Origin of the sequence: Maribacter aquivivus (assembly GCF_900142175.1) — a bacterium.
GTDB lineage: Bacteria > Bacteroidota > Bacteroidia > Flavobacteriales > Flavobacteriaceae > Maribacter > Maribacter aquivivus.
In genome coordinates this window covers 803,762-821,950 of sequence record NZ_FQZX01000001.1, presented here as the reverse complement: position 1 = coordinate 821,950, position 18,189 = coordinate 803,762, and the positions used below count along the sequence as shown (strand labels likewise).

General features: G+C 35.4%; 14 protein-coding genes and 1 tRNA gene. 9 read left to right on the top strand and 6 right to left on the bottom strand.

The window, feature by feature from the left end; genetic code table 11:
• Nucleotides 1-7: 7 nt before the first annotated feature.
• A complete protein-coding gene (locus tag BUC31_RS03640; RefSeq protein WP_073241348.1) occupies nucleotides 8-1,015 on the top strand; it encodes a sensor histidine kinase in 1,008 nt (335 codons plus the stop codon).
• Nucleotides 1,016-1,025: 10 nt separating this feature from the next.
• Complete coding sequence (locus BUC31_RS03635; RefSeq protein WP_073241346.1) at nucleotides 1,026-1,790, top strand: LytR/AlgR family response regulator transcription factor; 765 nt, start codon at nucleotides 1,026-1,028, stop codon at nucleotides 1,788-1,790.
• A gap of 8 nt (nucleotides 1,791-1,798) precedes the next feature.
• Here BUC31_RS03635 and lepA read toward each other — a convergent pair whose 3' ends face one another.
• Nucleotides 1,799-3,595: a translation elongation factor 4 gene (lepA, locus tag BUC31_RS03630; protein ID WP_073241344.1), complete on the bottom strand. Its 1,797-nt coding sequence runs from the start codon at nucleotides 3,593-3,595 to the stop codon at nucleotides 1,799-1,801.
• A 204-nt stretch (nucleotides 3,596-3,799) separates the two neighbouring features.
• Here lepA and BUC31_RS03625 point away from each other — a divergent pair, with 204 nt between their 5' ends.
• Nucleotides 3,800-6,202: an outer membrane beta-barrel family protein gene (locus BUC31_RS03625; RefSeq protein ID WP_244533998.1), complete on the top strand. Its 2,403-nt coding sequence runs from the start codon at nucleotides 3,800-3,802 to the stop codon at nucleotides 6,200-6,202.
• Between the two features lie 110 nt (nucleotides 6,203-6,312).
• A complete protein-coding gene (locus BUC31_RS03620; RefSeq protein WP_073241340.1) occupies nucleotides 6,313-8,712 on the top strand; it encodes an outer membrane beta-barrel family protein in 2,400 nt (799 codons plus the stop codon).
• Nucleotides 8,713-8,715: 3 nt separating this feature from the next.
• Here BUC31_RS03620 and BUC31_RS03615 read toward each other — a convergent pair whose 3' ends face one another.
• From BUC31_RS03615 to BUC31_RS03605, 3 genes are read right to left on the bottom strand one after another with little or no spacing between them, the layout of a single operon-like run.
• On the bottom strand, nucleotides 8,716-8,913 hold the full coding sequence (locus BUC31_RS03615; RefSeq protein ID WP_073241338.1) for a hypothetical protein: 198 nt from the start codon (nucleotides 8,911-8,913) through the stop codon (nucleotides 8,716-8,718).
• A gap of 5 nt (nucleotides 8,914-8,918) precedes the next feature.
• Nucleotides 8,919-10,304, bottom strand: a complete 1,386-nt coding sequence (locus tag BUC31_RS03610) for a radical SAM protein (RefSeq protein WP_073241336.1) — start codon at nucleotides 10,302-10,304, stop codon at nucleotides 8,919-8,921.
• Complete coding sequence (locus BUC31_RS03605; RefSeq protein ID WP_073241334.1) at nucleotides 10,276-11,058, bottom strand: prolipoprotein diacylglyceryl transferase family protein; 783 nt, start codon at nucleotides 11,056-11,058, stop codon at nucleotides 10,276-10,278. Before BUC31_RS03605 ends, BUC31_RS03610 begins: the two co-directional genes overlap by 29 nt.
• A gap of 194 nt (nucleotides 11,059-11,252) precedes the next feature.
• On the opposite strand from BUC31_RS03605, the gene dusB reads away from it, so the two are divergent.
• Complete coding sequence (gene dusB, locus BUC31_RS03600) at nucleotides 11,253-12,251, top strand: tRNA dihydrouridine synthase DusB (protein WP_073241332.1); 999 nt, start codon at nucleotides 11,253-11,255, stop codon at nucleotides 12,249-12,251.
• Here dusB and BUC31_RS03595 read toward each other — a convergent pair.
• Nucleotides 12,248-13,453: an ABC transporter permease gene (locus BUC31_RS03595; RefSeq protein WP_073241330.1), complete on the bottom strand. Its 1,206-nt coding sequence runs from the start codon at nucleotides 13,451-13,453 to the stop codon at nucleotides 12,248-12,250. The two genes, dusB and BUC31_RS03595, sit on opposite strands and share 4 nt — an antisense overlap.
• Nucleotides 13,454-13,457: 4 nt before the next feature.
• Entirely contained in the window at nucleotides 13,458-13,850 is a 393-nt protein-coding gene (gene rbfA / locus BUC31_RS03590) for a 30S ribosome-binding factor RbfA (protein ID WP_073241328.1), read from the bottom strand.
• 64 nt (nucleotides 13,851-13,914) lie between these two features.
• On the opposite strand from rbfA, the gene mce reads away from it, so the two are divergent.
• The 4 genes from mce (at nucleotide 13,915) to BUC31_RS03570 (ending at nucleotide 18,141) form a co-directional block, all read left to right on the top strand.
• The gene (gene mce, locus BUC31_RS03585) at nucleotides 13,915-14,319 is read left to right on the top strand and encodes a methylmalonyl-CoA epimerase (RefSeq protein WP_073241326.1); all 405 of its coding nucleotides are present in this window, start codon (nucleotides 13,915-13,917) and stop codon (nucleotides 14,317-14,319) included.
• Nucleotides 14,320-14,664: 345 nt separating this feature from the next.
• Nucleotides 14,665-14,738: transfer RNA gene (locus BUC31_RS03580), tRNA-Ile, on the top strand.
• A gap of 181 nt (nucleotides 14,739-14,919) precedes the next feature.
• Nucleotides 14,920-15,339, top strand: coding sequence for a hypothetical protein (locus tag BUC31_RS03575; protein ID WP_073241324.1), 420 nt, complete (start codon nucleotides 14,920-14,922; stop codon nucleotides 15,337-15,339).
• A gap of 186 nt (nucleotides 15,340-15,525) precedes the next feature.
• On the top strand, nucleotides 15,526-18,141 hold the full coding sequence (locus tag BUC31_RS03570) for a M14 family metallopeptidase (protein ID WP_073241322.1): 2,616 nt from the start codon (nucleotides 15,526-15,528) through the stop codon (nucleotides 18,139-18,141).
• The last annotated feature ends 48 nt before the right edge of the window (nucleotides 18,142-18,189 follow it).

Here is an 18,189-nt window from a genome sequence, read left to right as displayed (position 1 = left end):
GCATTATATGAACACTAAACTAAATAGGTCAGACTTTATATTGCTAGGTATTATTATTGGTGTAACATCACTTTTTAATGTTTGGCAATATTATGTTTATGGTAATGATCCGTTAGAATTCATAGTTGATATTCCAACATATATAGTAATGGCATTTATTGCCATTGGTTTGTTTATGTATTGGTTGTTGCCAAATTTCTTATTGAAGAAAACGAACTACTTTTTATTGATAAGCTTAGCAATTATAATATTGACCGTTACTGGTTTCATTGAGAATCTTGCAGGGTATTGGTCATGTGAAAATGATTGCAGAACTTATCCTATTTGGCACAGAGCATTACTAGATGGTCTTTTTTCTGGTGCAGATAATGTTGGTATTCCCTTGGGAATATTATTAACGAAGAAGTTTTATGAAAGCCAAACGCAAGTCGTGGAAATTCAAAAGCAGCAAAAAGAGAATGAACTAAAACTTTTACGTTCACAATTAGATCCTCATTTTCTTTTTAATAACCTCAACACATTAGATGCCTTAATAGATAGTGATACGGATAAGGCAAAAGAATATATAAATCGTCTTTCATTAATTTATCGCTATTTAATACAGACAAAAGATGCTGAGGTAATGGAGCTATCTAAAGAAATGAATTTGGCAGAGAATTATATCTTCCTGATTCAAACTCGGTTCGGCGATGATTATGATTTTCATGTGAATAAGAATATTGATTTTTCGAACAAATTTTTACCAACAGGCGCTGTACAGGCATTGTTAGAAAATGTGGTAAAGCACAATAAGGTAAATGGTGAAAACAAAGTACATGTGGTCATAGATATTGATGAAGATAGGTTAACTGTTATGAATCTAAAATCAAATCTTACGGAAACTAAAGACAGTTTAGGCACGGGGCTTTTAAACCTAACAGCTCGATACCGGTTACTTTCTAAAGAGTTACCTGCAATAGAGGAAAGTGAAACGGAGTACAAAATTTCAATTCCGATAATTAAACTAAGCAACTAATTAGAAGCATATGACACTTTTAATCTTAGAAGATGAAATACCTGCATACCAGAAATTGTTAAGTCATCTTAAAACATTTTTTGATGATGAAATAACAAGTCATTGGGCTAGGTCTATTGTAGAGGGCAAAACACTTTTGGCAGCAAATTCATACGACTTAATTTTGTCTGATATTAAGTTGCTTGATGGGATTTCTTTTGACTTGTTTAATGAGGTTGAAGTTACTTGCCCTATAATATTTTGCTCCGCTTATGATGATTATTTGTTCCAAGCATTTAATACTAATGGTATTGCCTATATCTTAAAACCATATACGAATGCAGATTTTATAAAAGCTTTAGAGAAATATCAATCGCTCTTCAAACAAGGGGAGTATGATAGTAAATTAAGCAGCGACACTTTTAATGCCTTAAAACTGGCATTACAAGAAGATCAAAATAATTATAAGAAACGATTTGTAATTAAGCGCCCCAATGGTATTCAGTTATTGAACACTTCAGAAATAAGTATGATTGAAGCCTCTGGCGATTTTTGTATTGCTGTTGACCAAGAGGGTAAAAGACACCCAATATCTCAAACTATAGGGAGTTTAGTGCAGCAATTACCACCACAAAAGTTCTTTAGAATCAACCGTAGCGAAATTGTACATATTGAGTTTATAGAGCAGATTGAAAGTCACTTTAAAAACCGATTACTTATAACGGTAAAGGGTTGTAAAGAAAAAGCAATGACCAGTACCTCTACCACTTCCGATTTTAGAAAGTGGTTAGAGTAATCTGATATTTAGTCGTTCAATTTCAATACCGCCATGAAAGCTTCTTGTGGCACTTCAACATTACCTACTTGACGCATACGTTTTTTACCTTTCTTTTGTTTTTCAAGAAGTTTACGTTTACGAGAAATATCACCACCATAACATTTGGCGGTTACATCTTTACGTAAAGCTTTAGTAGTCTCTCTAGAGATAATTTTGGCACCAATGGCAGCCTGAATTGGAATATCAAACTGTTGTCTTGGTATCAGTTCTTTTAGCTTGGCACAAATCTTCTTACCAATATTTACGGCATTATCAGCATGTAGTAAAGCAGAAAGAGCATCTACTGGCTGTGCATTTAGCAAAATATCTACACGTACTAATTTAGAAGGTCTCATACCTATAGGAGTGTAATCGAAAGAGGCATACCCTTTAGAAACTGTTTTTAAACGGTCATAAAAATCAAAAACGATTTCTGCCAAAGGCATGTCGAAATTAAGCTCAACACGCTCGGTAGTTAAATACGTTTGATTGGTAATTACGCCACGTTTTTCAATACATAAAGACATTACGTTACCTACAAAGTCAGACTTTGTAATAATGGTAGCTTTTATATACGGTTCTTCAACATGATCAATACTAGATGGGTCAGGTAAATCAGTTGGGTTGTTTACAACAATTGGGGTATCAGGATTTTTACGGGTAAATGCATGGTAACTAACATTGGGTACCGTAGTAATTACCGTCATATTGAACTCTCGTTCTAGACGTTCTTGAATAATCTCCATGTGTAGCATTCCTAAGAAACCACATCTAAATCCGAAACCTAGGGCAGCACTACTTTCTGGAGCAAATACAAGAGAGGCGTCATTTAACTGCAATTTTTCCATTGAAGCACGTAACTCTTCAAACTCATCTGTATCAACAGGGTAAATACCTGCAAATACCATTGGTTTAACGTCTTCAAATCCGCCAATTGGATTCTTAGTAGGGTTAGCGGCATCAGTTATGGTATCACCTACTTTAACTTCGCGCGCATCTTTTATGCCCGTTATTAAATAACCAACATCACCAGCCTTAACACTTTTTTTAATCTCTTGTGTCAACTTCAAAGTACCAACCTCATCGGCATAATAGTCTTTATCAGTTGCTACAAATTTTATTTTTTGGCCCTTTTTAATTTCGCCGTTTATAACTCTAAAATAAGTTTCAACACCTCTAAAAGGATTGTAAACAGAATCGAAAACCAAAGCTTGCAACGCTTCATCTGGGTTACCCGTTGGGGCAGGAATACGTTCAATAATAGCGCTTAATATTTCTTCAATACCAATACCGGTTTTTGCAGATGCAGGTATTACCTCCTCTGCTTTACAGCCTAAAAGATCAACAATATCATCGGTAACCTCTTCTGGGTTGGCACTTGGTAAATCAACCTTGTTTAAAACAGGTATGATTTCAAGGTCGTTTTCTAAAGCTAAATACAAATTAGAAATAGTCTGTGCCTGAATGCTTTGTGCAGCATCTACAACCAATAGGGCACCTTCACAAGCAGCAATTGATCTAGAAACCTCATATGAGAAATCTACATGACCAGGTGTATCAATTAGATTTAAAATATATTCTTCACCCTTGTAGGTGTATTCCATTTGTATAGCATGACTTTTTATAGTGATACCACGCTCCCTTTCAAGATCCATACTATCTAGCAACTGTTCCTTTTTCTCTCGATCGGTAACAGAACCGGTAAACTCTAACAGTCTGTCTGCCAGGGTACTTTTACCATGGTCAATATGTGCAATAATGCAGAAATTTCTAATGTTTTTCATAGCGGTAACAGTAATAATAAAGCCAATTTATACCAGGATTCTTGCCCCGGCATTAAAGAGCAATTGCAAATATAATCTAATTTATAGCGCTAAGCTTGAGTGTAGTTACCTATTTATTGTTGTATAGATTGGTTTGGATTACATATATTGTAAAGGATTACAACGTTTTTTTTACTAGATTTGATTACCAACCCCGAGTCACCATTGAAACTACTAACAGTTATTTTACTCTTCTGCATAGGTATGTCCCATTTTGGGTATAGTCAAACCTTTGAATTAAAAGGTGAGGTTAAAGATCAATACCAAGAGCCCATCGCATTTGCTTCTGTGTTTTTGCTAACCGTTACAGATTCAACTTTGGTAAAAGGCACTTCTGCCGATGAAAATGGTACTTTTTTATTTTCTGAAGTTGATGAAGGACTTTATTTCTTAAAGGCATCATATGTTAGTCAAGTCTCTAATAATTTACCTCTTGAAATTTTAAAGGATACCAAAATTGGAGCCTTAATCATAGAACAGGAAGCTGAGCAATTAAACGAGGTGACTGTAACCAGTAACAAACCTGTAGTTAAAAGAGAAGTTGACCGTATTGTTTTCAATGTAGAAAACACGGTTATTTCTCAGAATAGTTCTTGGGACATTCTTCGTCAAACACCAGGAGTGATTATGATGAATGATGAACTGAAAGTAAGAAATCAAGCCACTACAGTTTATATCAATAACCGTAAAGTTCAATTATCTGCAGAAGAGGTTAGAAGTCTTTTAGAAAATTACCAGGGTGAGAATATAAAATCTGTTGAGGTTATTCATAATCCGCCAGCAAGTTATGATGCGGAGGGCGGGTCAATTTTAAATATCGTTACCAGTAAAAATGTATCTGTAGGGTATAAAGGCAATGTAAATGCTGGGTATACGCAAGGGGTGTTTCCCAAGTACAATTTTGGGACATCTCACTTTTATAAGACTAAAAAGTTAAATGTAAACGCAAGCTATAATTATACACCTAAAAAGGAATTTAAGAATACTTTGAGTAATACCAATTTTATGGATAATACCGGTATTACTTCTGTTTGGGATACAGATTTTGATCAAATAATACGCACTAATACCCATAGTGCTGGGGTGTCGGTAGATTATGAATTTAATGATAAGAACACGCTAAGCCTAACAAGCAACGCACAGTATCAACCAAAAAAGGATGCTGATTTTTTTCAGGAAACTACCATTAAAAACAATGTTGGGGTTTTAGATTCAATTTTTACATCAAACAGTTTTTTAAGCGAACAAAAGCATAATGTTTCGGGAGACCTTACTTTTAAACATCAGTTTAAAGACCAAGGAAATTTAACTATAAATGCACATTACACAAATTTTGATTTAGACCGAAATCAAGATGTAAGCTCAGATTATTTTCAACCTAGTGGCTCATTTCTACGCGATTTTAATTTCTCTACCATTGCCGATCAGCAGATAGAAATAAGGACCGCTCAAATAGATTATACTGATTATTTGGGCAGTGTATTTTTTGAAACAGGCGTAAAAGGTTCTTTTATTGATTCTGAAAGTAGATTGGATTATTTTTTACAGAACAACGGTACACAATTTATACCTAATTTATCTGATGACTATACCTATGACGAAAGCGTGTATGCGGGTTATTTTAGCCTTTCTAAAGACTGGGATAAATGGAGCATAAAAACAGGCTTACGTGCAGAACAAACAGAAAGCACAGGAGTATCGGTTAATGTATCAAGCATTAACGACCTTAGTTATTTTGAATTATTTCCTTCTTTATATATCCTTCATAATATTAATGAGAACCATAGTCTATCTTTTGATTATGCTAGAAAGGTTCAACGCCCTCGTTACGAAGATTTGAATCCGTTTAGAACATATAGTAATGAGCGTATTTTTGTAGAGGGCAATCCTAATTTGATACCAAGTTTTATTCATAATTTTAATTTAAACTATACGCTAAATCAAGAGTATTATTTTGATTTTTATTATCGAGACAATGGTAGGTATATTTCGGATCTTACTTTTCAAAACAACACTGATTTTGTATTAACCGATAATTTCCAAAATGTACTAGGAAGTACTTCTTACGGTATAGATTTTACTTATGGTAAGTCCATAACAAATAATTGGTATTTGTACAGTTATATGTCTTTTTTTCATGAAGAAGAAACTTTTATAGCTTCCCAAAGCGATGCATTTTCATACACCAATGAACTTAATGGTGCATATATTGATATTACTAACTATATAACTCTTTCTAATGACGGTAGCTTTAAGGGTGAGTTAGGTATTGTTTACCTTACCGGTTGGTTAGAAGGATCTTATATACAAGAGGAGACTACAAATTTAACCGTAGGATTAAGAAAATCATTTTTAAACAACAGAGCTGTATTAAGCGTAAGTGCAAATGATCTATTGGGTAAATATAACGCTTACAGTTCTTCTCAATACCTAAATCAAAACAATCGCTACTTGGCAGTCGAAGAAACCCAATATGTAAAGTTTGGCTTTACGTACAATTTTGGTAATTTCCGCTTAGAAGACAACCAACGTGATATAGATAAAATAGAACGCGAACGCCTTGATTAAGGCTAACTATTTAACTGTCAGAACTTTTGTTTTTTATTAAGAAAAAATTAAGAGTACTGTAAGATAATTCAATATTACTTTCCTACATTTAGGTGTTATACGTGCACTAAATGATTAAGAATTTCTATATAACACTTCTGTTTTGTCTTACGTTTACCCTAGCGTTTACCCAAGATTTTATTATTAATGGTGTAGTAATAGATGACAATCAAAACCCTGTTGTTTTAGCGAATGTAATATTGTTAACCGGCGAGGGTGAATTCATAAAAGGAACGGTCACAAATGACCAAGGTTTTTACGAGTTTAAAGCTGTTACTTCTAGCACTTATAACATAGTTGCCAGTTACATAGCAAATACTGTAGAGAGCTCTAATATTTCAGTTACAGAAAACATTGAACTGAAACCCTTAATTCTTCAAAGCGCTCAAGAGTTAGATGAGGTTGTAGTCACTCAAAAAAAACCAGTATTAGAACAATTAGCAGACCGTCATATTTTTAGTATAGAAAACACCGCACTTTCAGATGGTGATATTTGGGATGTTCTAAAACGCACCCCCGGTGTTATGGTAATGAATAATCGTTTGTACATTAATGGCAGCCCTAATGTTAATGTGATGATTAATGGTAAACTAGTTAATTTACCAGAAAGCGATATTATTAACCTTCTTACCGGCAGCTCAGCCAGCAATGTAGAAGCTATTGAAGTAATTACGAGTCCGCCAGCTAAATACAGTGCCGAGGGCGGATTACTGATTAATATTAAAATGAAGAAAAACCTGGTTGCTGGGTATAATGGTGCCGTATTTAATAGATATACACAAGGGGTGTTACCAAAACATACGCTAGGAACAGACCATTTTTTTAAAGGAAAAAAGATAGATTTCTCTACCAACTATAGCTTTAGCCACAACAGAAACTGGACGAGATATACCGATATAACAACCTATTTAGAAAACGGACTAGAAAACGAAATTTGGACAGCCGAACAAAAAATAATTAGTAAAAAGAAAAGTCACAATATCAATCTCTTTTTAGATGTTCAATTAAATGAAAAGAATACCTTAAGTATAACTTCTACCTCTAGTTTATCGCCGAACGGAAATACAGATTATTTCTCAATTACAGATATCAATACTATCGATGGCGATTTAACTGCTAGACTTGACGGTCTTAACGTTCTAATAGATGATACATATAACACATCTAACTACCTAGATTGGGTGTATAAATTGAATGATAAAGGAGCAGAACTAGCAACCAATGTGCATTTTACCTATAATGACTCTAAGCAGAACCAGGTATTGAATAACAACATTGTACAAGGCTTTACAGGGAATACATCAGAAAACACATTGAATATTGGGTCTGATCAAATTATAAATCTTTTTAGTGCACAAACAGACCTTTCACTACCACTAACAAAACAAACGGTTATGGAAACAGGTTTTAGAGTGGCGACTATAAATTCTGAAGCGAGTATTATGCAATCTGGGTTTGATGATTCGGTAAACGGAATAAGCCCTACAGAATCTGGTTTGTTTGATTATGACGAACAAATTTATGCAGGCTATGTCAGTTTGAATAACAATTGGGAAAGTTGGAAATTAAATGTTGGACTTAGAGCAGAGTATACAGATACCGAAGGGAATTTAGACATGTCAGCTTCTTTGAATACAACTTCTTATTTTAAACTTTTTCCTAATATGGCACTTTCATATAAGAAAGAAAAGAATGCCTTTTATTTAAAATATTATCGAAGAATTACAAGACCAAGGTACAGCAGCATCAATCCATTTCAGTTCTATTTAACGGCAAATTCTCTCTATGAAGGTAACCCTAATTTAAAACCGGCGTATAGTAATTATTTTCAGTTTGACTATGTGTATGACCGCGATTATAAGGTAGTATTATTTGTTAATAGAAAATCTAATGAACAAGCGCAACAAATTATTCAAGACAACGAAGCCAATACATTAAGAACTCAATTTATAAATTTAGAAACTAATTATTTTTATGGCGTTGACGCAAGTGTGTCAAAAGAGCTTACATCGTATTGGTATCTATATGCTCTAGTTAGCCATTATCGAGACAAAGACAGCTTTATAGACTTGAATACCAATTCAATTGTAGAGAACTCCACTTGGACCACCTTAATTCGTGCCAACAACTACTTTACCCTTCTTAAAGATGAATCGCTCTTTGCCAATGTAACCTATACCTATTTATCACCATACATTAGTGGTAATGCAACATTCGAATCTTTTAGTAAAGTAGGGTTGTCATTTAGAAAAACTCTTTGGAATAAAGATGCAAGTATTTCTTTAGGTATTGAAGATGTTTTTAATAATGGAAATACATTTTCAACTAGAAATTATCTTGACCAACGAAACACAACGAGCACAAGGTTAGAAAGTCGATTGTTTGTTTTGGGCTTTAGATATAAGTTTGGCAACACTAAAATCAGCGATAATTCTAAGAGAAAGAATACAGAAGAGGGCAAGCGTTTATAAGTGCTATGACAGCATAGCGCCACAGATGCCAAGGCTTATTAAGCAATACACCCCTGCTAAAATCATAAAAATTTTACCTGCCTGTTTCTTCTTATAGTAAAACAAAAGAGCTCCAATAATTATGAACACTATTGCGGGACCGAACATTATAAGAAACAAAAATGTTGCAAGACCGTCTAGATTACCAACTTCTAATATCATAGCATTTAGTTTTGTAATTCTTTTAATCGTTCAATTTTATCATCCCTATAGAAAAGATTCATAGTTTCAAACGGAATAATCTTATAGTCTTTATTTACGATATGTACACAAGATTTCTTAATGGCACGCACATCAAAGTTATGGGCATCTATAAATTGCATTATAATGATGCGAAACAAGTTGTCATAACCAAGCTCAGGCGCATCAATTTCTGGTAAGCAGCACATAATACTCTTCAAATTCTCAGAAGCTTTTTCTACGGAATTTCCCGTACTAAAAAGCTCAATCATCTTACCATGTAGTTGTTCGTCTTGCTCGTAAATAATGGTGTTTTTTCCTTCATTTAATAAGTCATCCGGATTTATAAAACGTGTTAATGGATTTATCTCATCGCCTAATTTTAGTGCATATGCCATCACCAAAGCATCTGGGTTACAGGGTACAGGTATTAAATCATCAGACTCAAAAATTGGAGATTGCTCTAATATCTTTCTTCGTACCTCGGTTAATGTAATTCGGTTTTCATCAACTTCAAAATTTTCTAATCTACCTGCAATTTGAGTGGGTTGAAACGTAACACCACGTACACATTTTTGCTTCAAGGCAAAATCTATAGTGCTTCCCATTTCATGGTCGTTCAATCCTTTTTGTAGCACAATCACTAAAGTGGTAGAAAGGTTCAACTTGTTAAGGTGCTCCAATGCTTGTAAACGAACATCTGCTAGGTCTGCACCACGTAAGGTTTGTAATACGTTATTATCCAACGAATCGAACTGTAAATACACTTCAAAATCTGGGGCATAGGTGGCTAATCGTTTAGCAAATTCAAAATCCTTTGCAATTTTTATTCCGTTGGTATTCAACATCAAATGCCGAATAGGAAGTGATTTTGCGTAATCCAATATTTCAAAAAACTCTGGGTGTATGGTAGGTTCACCACCACTAAGCTGAACCACATCTGGCTCGCCCTCATTTTTTACGATGACATCGAGCATCTTTTTAATTTCCTCTAAGGTTCTGTGTCTGCCATAAGTGGGCGAAGAACCAGCATAACAGGTGGGGCATGTAAGGTTGCAACGATCGGTCAGTTCAATAACAGTTAAACAAGAATGTTGCTCATGGTCAGGACATAGCCCGCAATCATAAGGGCAACCATAGTGTGTTTCTGTATTAAAGATTTTTGGATATTCAGAAGCCTTATTATAATTTCTTATGTTCTTGTAGTATTCGATATCATCGGCAATAAGAACTTTAGACCTACCGTGCTCTTTACAGTTTTTAAGCATGTACACTTTGTCGTTTTCAAAAACGATTTTAGCATCTACCCGTCGTAAACATTCTGGGCATAGGCTTAAAGTAAAATCATAATAGGTATAGTTTTTTTCTGACATATGTAATTCCCTGAAGGATGAATTTATAGTAGTAAACCAAACAAATTAAACATAATATTTGAATGCTGCTTAGACCTAGTGTATAATAACTGTTTGGTTTTAGAAACTCGATACAGAAACGAAGCGTAAAATAAGTGACCATAAAGAGTTTAAAAAAATCTCCGTTTTGAAAGGTATGATTTGATTTTTGAAGCCTTCGGATGATTATAAAAAGCACCGTCAAAAACACCACTTCATACAACGCAATTGGGTGCCTTAGAACACCATCACCTAAGTTCATTCCTGTAAAAAAAGACGTTTCTTTTCCAAAGGTGAATTCTTTAATACCTGCCAAAAAGCACCCGATTCTTCCAATGATAAGCCCAAGAATAATGGGTAATGTAAATAGGTCTCCAGAAGAGTGTTTCTCACCAATAATCTTCTTGGCAAGTTCCACACCCAACAGACCACCAAAGAGCCCGCCCATTATGGTTTTATTGTTTAGATTGTATAGCCAATCTTCTTGTAGGTGAGCTACGGGGTTTTCAAAAAAAGCAACGACTCTAGAAAGGAGCAAAGCTCCAAAAACGGCACCAATTAGAATAGAGAGTCGGTTGTTAGAAGAAATGACATCGGTACTTCTTTTCCGCAGAAAAACATAATATCTGAATCCGACAAAAAAAGCTAAGTATTCTAATATAAGATGTATGTTTAATTTTACACCAAACACAACAGGCTCAAAAGGAAGTGAGACGATAAGAAGTGTATTGTTCATGAAGTAATTAGGTGATAAAATTTTAGTCTGAGCGCAGTTGAAGACCAATTTGGTTACTAATTTACGTTCTTTCTATAAACAAGTATTTCAATCCTCAATAATAGCATTCAAAACCATATAATTTATCCAAAAGGGGTAGTAATGCCCTTGTCGTATTTTTATATAACTTTGCAACCCAAAATTAAAATACGCCAGTGCCCAAAATAGGAGATATACAACTGCCTGATTTCCCGTTGCTTTTAGCACCGATGGAAGATGTGAGCGACCCACCATTTCGTGCCCTTTGTAAAGAGCAAGGTGCCGATGTCGTGTATACAGAATTTATTTCGTCGGAAGGATTAATACGTGATGCCGCTAAAAGTGTCATGAAATTGGATATATACGAAAAGGAACGCCCTGTAGGTATTCAAATATTTGGAGCTAATTTAGAGAGCATGCTTCAGTCTGTAGAGATTGTTGAGAAATCTAAACCAGATATCATTGATATTAATTTTGGTTGCCCAGTAAAAAAAGTAGTCTCTAAAGGAGCCGGAGCCGGTATTTTAAAAGATATCGATTTAATGGTCTCTTTAACCAAGGCAATGGTAGAACATAGCAGTTTACCTATTACCGTAAAAACAAGACTAGGTTGGGATGATGATTCTATAAGAATTGTTGAGGTTGCAGAACGCTTGCAAGATGTAGGTTGTGCGGCAATTTCAATTCATGGTAGAACCCGTGCACAAATGTATAAGGGCAATGCTGATTGGAACCCTATTAGAGACGTCAAGAACAACCCTAGAATGCATATACCTGTATTTGGTAATGGTGATGTAGATTCGCCAGAAGCAGCCCTAAAAATGCGTGATGAATACGGACTAGATGGTGCAATGATAGGTCGTGCAAGTATTGGTTACCCTTGGATATTTAGAGAAATTAAACACTTTTTTGAAACAGGTACCCATTTAGCTCCACCAACTATGGAAGAGCGTGTAGATGCCGCGCGCCGTCATTTACAAATGTCTATAGATTGGAAAGGTGAAATATTAGGTGTTTTTGAAACTCGTAGACATTATACCAACTATTTTAAAGGAATTCCTAATTTTAAGGAGTATCGAATGAAAATGGTTACTAGTGATGATTCTGTATCAGTATTTGCCGCTTTTGATGAGGTATTGGAAAAGTTTGGAGACCACAAGTTTACTACTGTTTAAAGATCAACCAATTTTTTATTGATTCGGCTACTAGCTATTTTAGAAGCAATAATACCTAGTACAATAATGGTAGCTAGAACAATAGCAATATTGATGAATTCGAATTTTACTGGGTAAGCTAACGACGGGGTAATTTTCAACCAGCTAAAAGCAAGTTGCGACCAAACGATTAGCACACCAATTAGCACACCAATAAATCCACCAAAACCTGTTACTAGAATTCCCTGTACAAAGTAAATTCTACGAAGCTCTTTAATTGTTGTACCAAGGCTATATAGGGTTTTAGAATTCTGCTGCTTATCTAATATCATCATAATGATTGCGCCTACTACATTAAAAAGCGCAATGATAAGTACCAAGGTAAAGATGAGGTAGGTAGCAACGTTTTCAGTATTCAACATTTTATAGAGCGTACTATTTAGTTGTTGTCTGTTTTTTAATTGTACACCGGTACCAAGAATAGACTGAATTTCTGAACGTACAGCACTAGGTTCAACGCCTTCATCCATCTTAAAATTAATTCCAGAAATGGAAAGCGAGTCTTTTTCAAGTAATGCTTGCGTCAATCGCAAATCGGCAAAAACGTATTTATTATCCAAATCTGCTTCTACAGCATACACACCACCAATAACCATGGGTAATTGATTGTAGAGCGATGAAATACTTTGCTGTGATATAGAGCCTTTACCAGGTTTAAAAGCATAAATCTGCATTGGGCTACGAAACTGATTAATGGTTACCCCTAAAATATTGGCAATGCCCAAACCAGCTACTACTTGTGTGTCATTAATTGTCCAGTCGCCAATATACAGTGTACTATCAACACCGGTTACTTTGGTGTAATTACTATCAATACCTTTTATGTAGGCAATATGGTTTTTGCCTCTATGTTCAAGAGATACTTTTTCTTCTAGTTCTTTGGAGTAAAATGCTAGTCCGTCTACAGACTGTAAACGTTGTTCTTGTTCAGGAGTAATGGTAAAAATCTTTCCGGCTACGGGAGAAGCTTTTAAATCTGGGTCAAAAGATTCGGTAAAAGAAAGACTAAATGTTTTTAATCCGGCGAAAGCCGAAAGCACAATAAACAGTGCTGCAGAACCAATAACTATAACTAAAAAGGTGATAAAATTAATGATGTTAACTGCGTTCTGGGTGCTTTTAGAACGCACATACCTTTTAGCGATATAGAGAGGAAAATTCAACCGATCAAGATTTTTTACGTTTCGGTAACAAATCTCTGTTCTCAATTGGGTTCTCTTCGCGTTTTAATGACTTTTCAATATTCTCAATGTAATCTAAAGAATCATCTAGGTAAAATAAAAGCTCTGGCACTCTTCGTAATTGGTTACGTGTGCGTTGAGAAAGCTCATGCTTAATAAGCGGTTGGTTAGATTTTATACCTTCCATCAATTCTCCCGCTTTGTCATTAGGGAAAATACTAAGGTATATTTTAGCGATAGATAAATCTGTGGTCACTGCAACTTTAGACACAGATATAAGGGTATTACGAAGTCCGCCATGAATGGCAGCTTTTTGTAGAATATCTACAATATCTTTCTGAATGACCCCAGCTATTTTACGTTGTCTTTGCGTTTCCATACTGCAAAAATACATAGAAATTGTATCTTAACCCCTATATGATGTACACTGAAGCAAATATGGCATGAAAAAGATTGAACATTTAGGTATTGCGGTGAAGAACATGGAAGACTCTAATACTCTTTTTGAGAAATTGTTGGGTGTTGCACCCTATAAACAAGAAGAAGTAGCTTCTGAGGGAGTAATGACTTCTTTCTTTCAAAACGGACCTAATAAGATAGAGCTTTTGGCTGCCACAGAACCAGACGGTCCCATTGCCAAATTTTTAGAAAAAAAGGGAGAAGGCATACATCATGTAGCATTTGAGGTAGAAGATATTGTTGCTGAGATGGAACGTTTAAAAAAAGAAGGATTTACACTGCTCAATGAAAAGCCCAAAAAAGGGGCTGATAATAAGTTAGTTGCATTCGTTCACCCAAAGACTGCAAACGGGGTTTTGGTAGAGTTGTGTCAAGAAATTAGGGAGTAAAGATTTATTTTATTTAAATGTTCGAACAAGAAAGGTTCTCGATACAAAATACTGAAAATAGCATTTCACTCGAACTGACATAGGCGATTACGTTTACAGAAATAATGTTGATATGTTACACTGAGCGCAGTCGAAGTACCTAGTGCGTTAGCACGTTTCTCTAGGGCATTTAACAATTGCTCGTTTAATCCAAATAAACTATTCCACGAACTATGCATAAAAATCTTGTGTCGATTAAAAATAAGTAGTAATATTGCATCCGCAATTTGCGGGTTTTGTAACGCAGCTAGTTTGAGCACTAGTCTTACCGGTTTTAATCGGAATACGCTTTACAAAATTATAACCGGTCCTATAGCTCAGCTGGTTAGAGCACCTGACTCATAATCAGGTGGTCCCTGGTTCGAGTCCAGGTGGGACCACATTAAACCTCTCAGAACATCTGTTTTTGAGAGGTTTTTTTATTTTAGAGTTATGCCGTTTTACACTATTCAATAATTAACAAGTTCTATGTTGAGTCATTTCATGAATATTTATATAGAAGTATTGAAAACCATTTGATTAATTTTATAGTGTACATTAAAATTGAGTTTGAAAGTAAATATGAAAAAAGCTGAAGCCATAGTACAACTACTTTATTATACTGAAGAGAATGACTTAGTAGTTAATTGTCCGCAGTTGGGTATAATTGGAGTTTCAGAGGATTTACCTGAAATCAAAAATTTAAGCAAAGAGGTTGTTTTATCAGTTTTTGAGGGTAAGCTTAATCAACGCATTTCACGATTTAAAAGTAAGACTGAATTTATCGAGAACTTATTTTTAAATGAATATTGGGAAATTATTGGAGATGATTTTAAAATTAAGCCTTTGGATTATTTCATTGAGAAATATTCATATTTAGAAAATACTTTGGCAATTGAAAATATAAAGATAATCAAGTACAAATTTGAATATTCTACCGAAACTATTGAACAATTAGAAAACTTATTTAAAGAAGTTAATCGAATGATAAGGGAAGAGTAAAATAAATGATAGCTACAATTAAGTAGACGTCATTTATTTAAAACCAACCACCGATTCCTCAACAACACCCCCATCAGATCACGCAATCAGAAATTAACATTTCTTTTAACACAATCTTTCTTAGTTAGATTTACCCAACTCTGTTCTATTTCTTAATTTACTAGTTCAAACAAACTAATTCGAAAAATGACTACAAAAAACTCTTGGTGCAAGGCGGCATTGCTGACCCTTGTACTTGCTATTTCGTGCATATCTGTGACGATGGCGCAAACTGTACCTTCTCCAGAAGATGTCTACGGTTTTAAAGTTGGTGCCGACTATAAATTGGCAGATTACAGCCAAATTGAAGACTACCTTTCTAAACTAGACGCTTCTTCTGAACGTGTTAAAAAAGTGGAGATAGGAACCACCGTGCTCGGTAGAAAAATGTACATCTTATTTATTTCTAGTGAGGAGAACCTAAAAGATTTAGACAAGTGGAAAGACATTAGTACTAAACTAGCTCGTGTTCAGGTTTCAAATGATGAGGCTATGAAGCTATCTGAAGAAGGTAAAGCTGTGGTTTGGATTGATGGTGGTATGCACTCTACGGAGTTGGCTCATGGTCAAATGACCTCTGAATTGGCATATACTTTGACCACTTCTGAAACTACAGAAATGAAAAAAATTAGGGAGAATGTCATTACGATATTGATGCCTGTAATGAATCCTGATGGGTTGGACATAGTTGTAGATTGGTACAAAAAGAATTTAGGTACCGCTTATGAAACATCAAGACCCCCAATTTTATATCACTACTACATGGGTCATGATAACAACCGAGATTGGTTTATGAACACCATGCCAGAGACGTATAATGTGACTAAGATTTTGTACAATGAGTGGTATCCACAGATTGTGTATAACCACCACCAATCTTCTCCATCTTGGACAAAAATATCTTTACCACCATATGCAGATCCAGTTAACCCAAGAATTCACCCAGCTATTACTGCGGGTGTCAGTGAATTAGGTTCTGCAATGACCAAAAGATTTTCGTTAGAGAATATGCCGGGTGCTATTGCCGATAATTTCTATACCATGTTCTGGAACGGTGGCGGGCGTACTGTGCCTTACTACCATAACATGATCGGAATTTTAACGGAAACGGGACATACATCGCCAACACCAAGATTCTATGATCCAGAGAAATTGCCTAAAACCGTTGCTGGCGGTACCCCAACCGATGGTACAGATATCATGTATCCAGATCCATGGAAAGGTGGTGAGTCTCATTTTCGTGATGCTGTAGATTATATGTTGACCGCTACATGGGCAACTTTAGATTTAGCAGCAGATCGTAAGAGTAACTATTTATATAACATTTATAAAATGGGAGCTTCGGCAATTGAGAAGTCGAAAGAAGAAGGTCCGTTTGCATACGTAATCGGTAAAGATCAATGGGATGCTTTTGAGTCTGTAAACTTGGTAAATGTGTTGCTTAAAGGCGGAATTGAAATTGAGAAAACTACCAAAAGTTTTGAGGTCAACGGAAAGAAATATGAGAAAGGTGCTTATGTAATTTATACTGCACAAGCGTTTAGACCGTACTTGATGGATTTGTTAGAGAAACAGAATTACCCATCACGTTTTCAATATCCAGGTGGCCCACCAGATACTCCGTATGACTTAGCAGGTTGGACATTACCTATGCAAATGGGGATCACTGTAGATAAAATTGCAAAACCTTTTGAGGTAGCTACAGAGAAGGTATTAGACGAAGCATCGTATTATGAAGGTGATGTAAGAGGGAATGCTTCCTACGGGTATTTGTTAAGTGCCAACAGTAACGCATCTGTAATTGTAACCAACAAAGTATTAAAAGCAGGTGGTACGGCATATAAAACCAAAGCATCCTTTAAATCTGGAAAAACAACATATCCGGCAGGTGCTTATATCGTTTCTGGTGGTAGTGCTTCTGTTGAAGATTTAGCTTCTGAATATGGTTTAGAAGTAATAGGATTATCCGCAGAACCAAAAGTAGCACTAACTAAAGTACATGCGCCAAAAGTAGGGTTGTACAAATCATGGGTTTCTAATATGGATGAAGGATGGACGCGTTTTATAATGGACGAATATTCGTTCGAGACTGATACTCTTCATGATACCGATATTCAAACAAAAGATTTGTCGCAGTATGATGTATTGATACTACCGTCGCAACGACCAAAATCAATTTTACACGGTAATTCGCCTTTGAAAATGCCAGAGAAATTTACTGGTGGTATAGGTTTGGAAGGGTCGGTAGCACTAAGCAATTATGTAAAAAATGGCGGAACGTTAATAGCGTTCGATGAAGCTAGTAACTATGTCATAGAGCAATTTGGTTTGCCATTAAAAGATGCAACAGAAGGTACGGAGAGTACAGAGTTCTTTATACCTGGTTCATTGATTAAAGCTGGAATAGATACTACGCATCCGTTAGCATTTGGTATGCAAGACACGGTAGCGGTTTCTTTTAATAAGAGTCGTGCTTTTGTTATAGATAAGCAAAGTAAAAAAGGAGAAGGTGGTACAGAAGATATCAAAGATGCTCCAATGCCAGAAGTTGAGGTTATTGCTAACTATGCAGAAAAAGATTTGTTAATGAGCGGCTGGGCAATGGGTGAGAAAAAGTATATCGCTAAAAAGCCAGCTATGGTAAAAGCGAAATATGGCAAAGGCGCTGTAGTATTGTTTGCCTTCAGACCTCAATTTAGAGCACAACCAAGAGGTACGTACAAGCTTATTTTCAACTCCATTTTTGAAGGAGCTGCAGAGTAGTTGTAATAAGTCTAGTCTATTGTTTATTTAGACAGTTAATTATTAAAA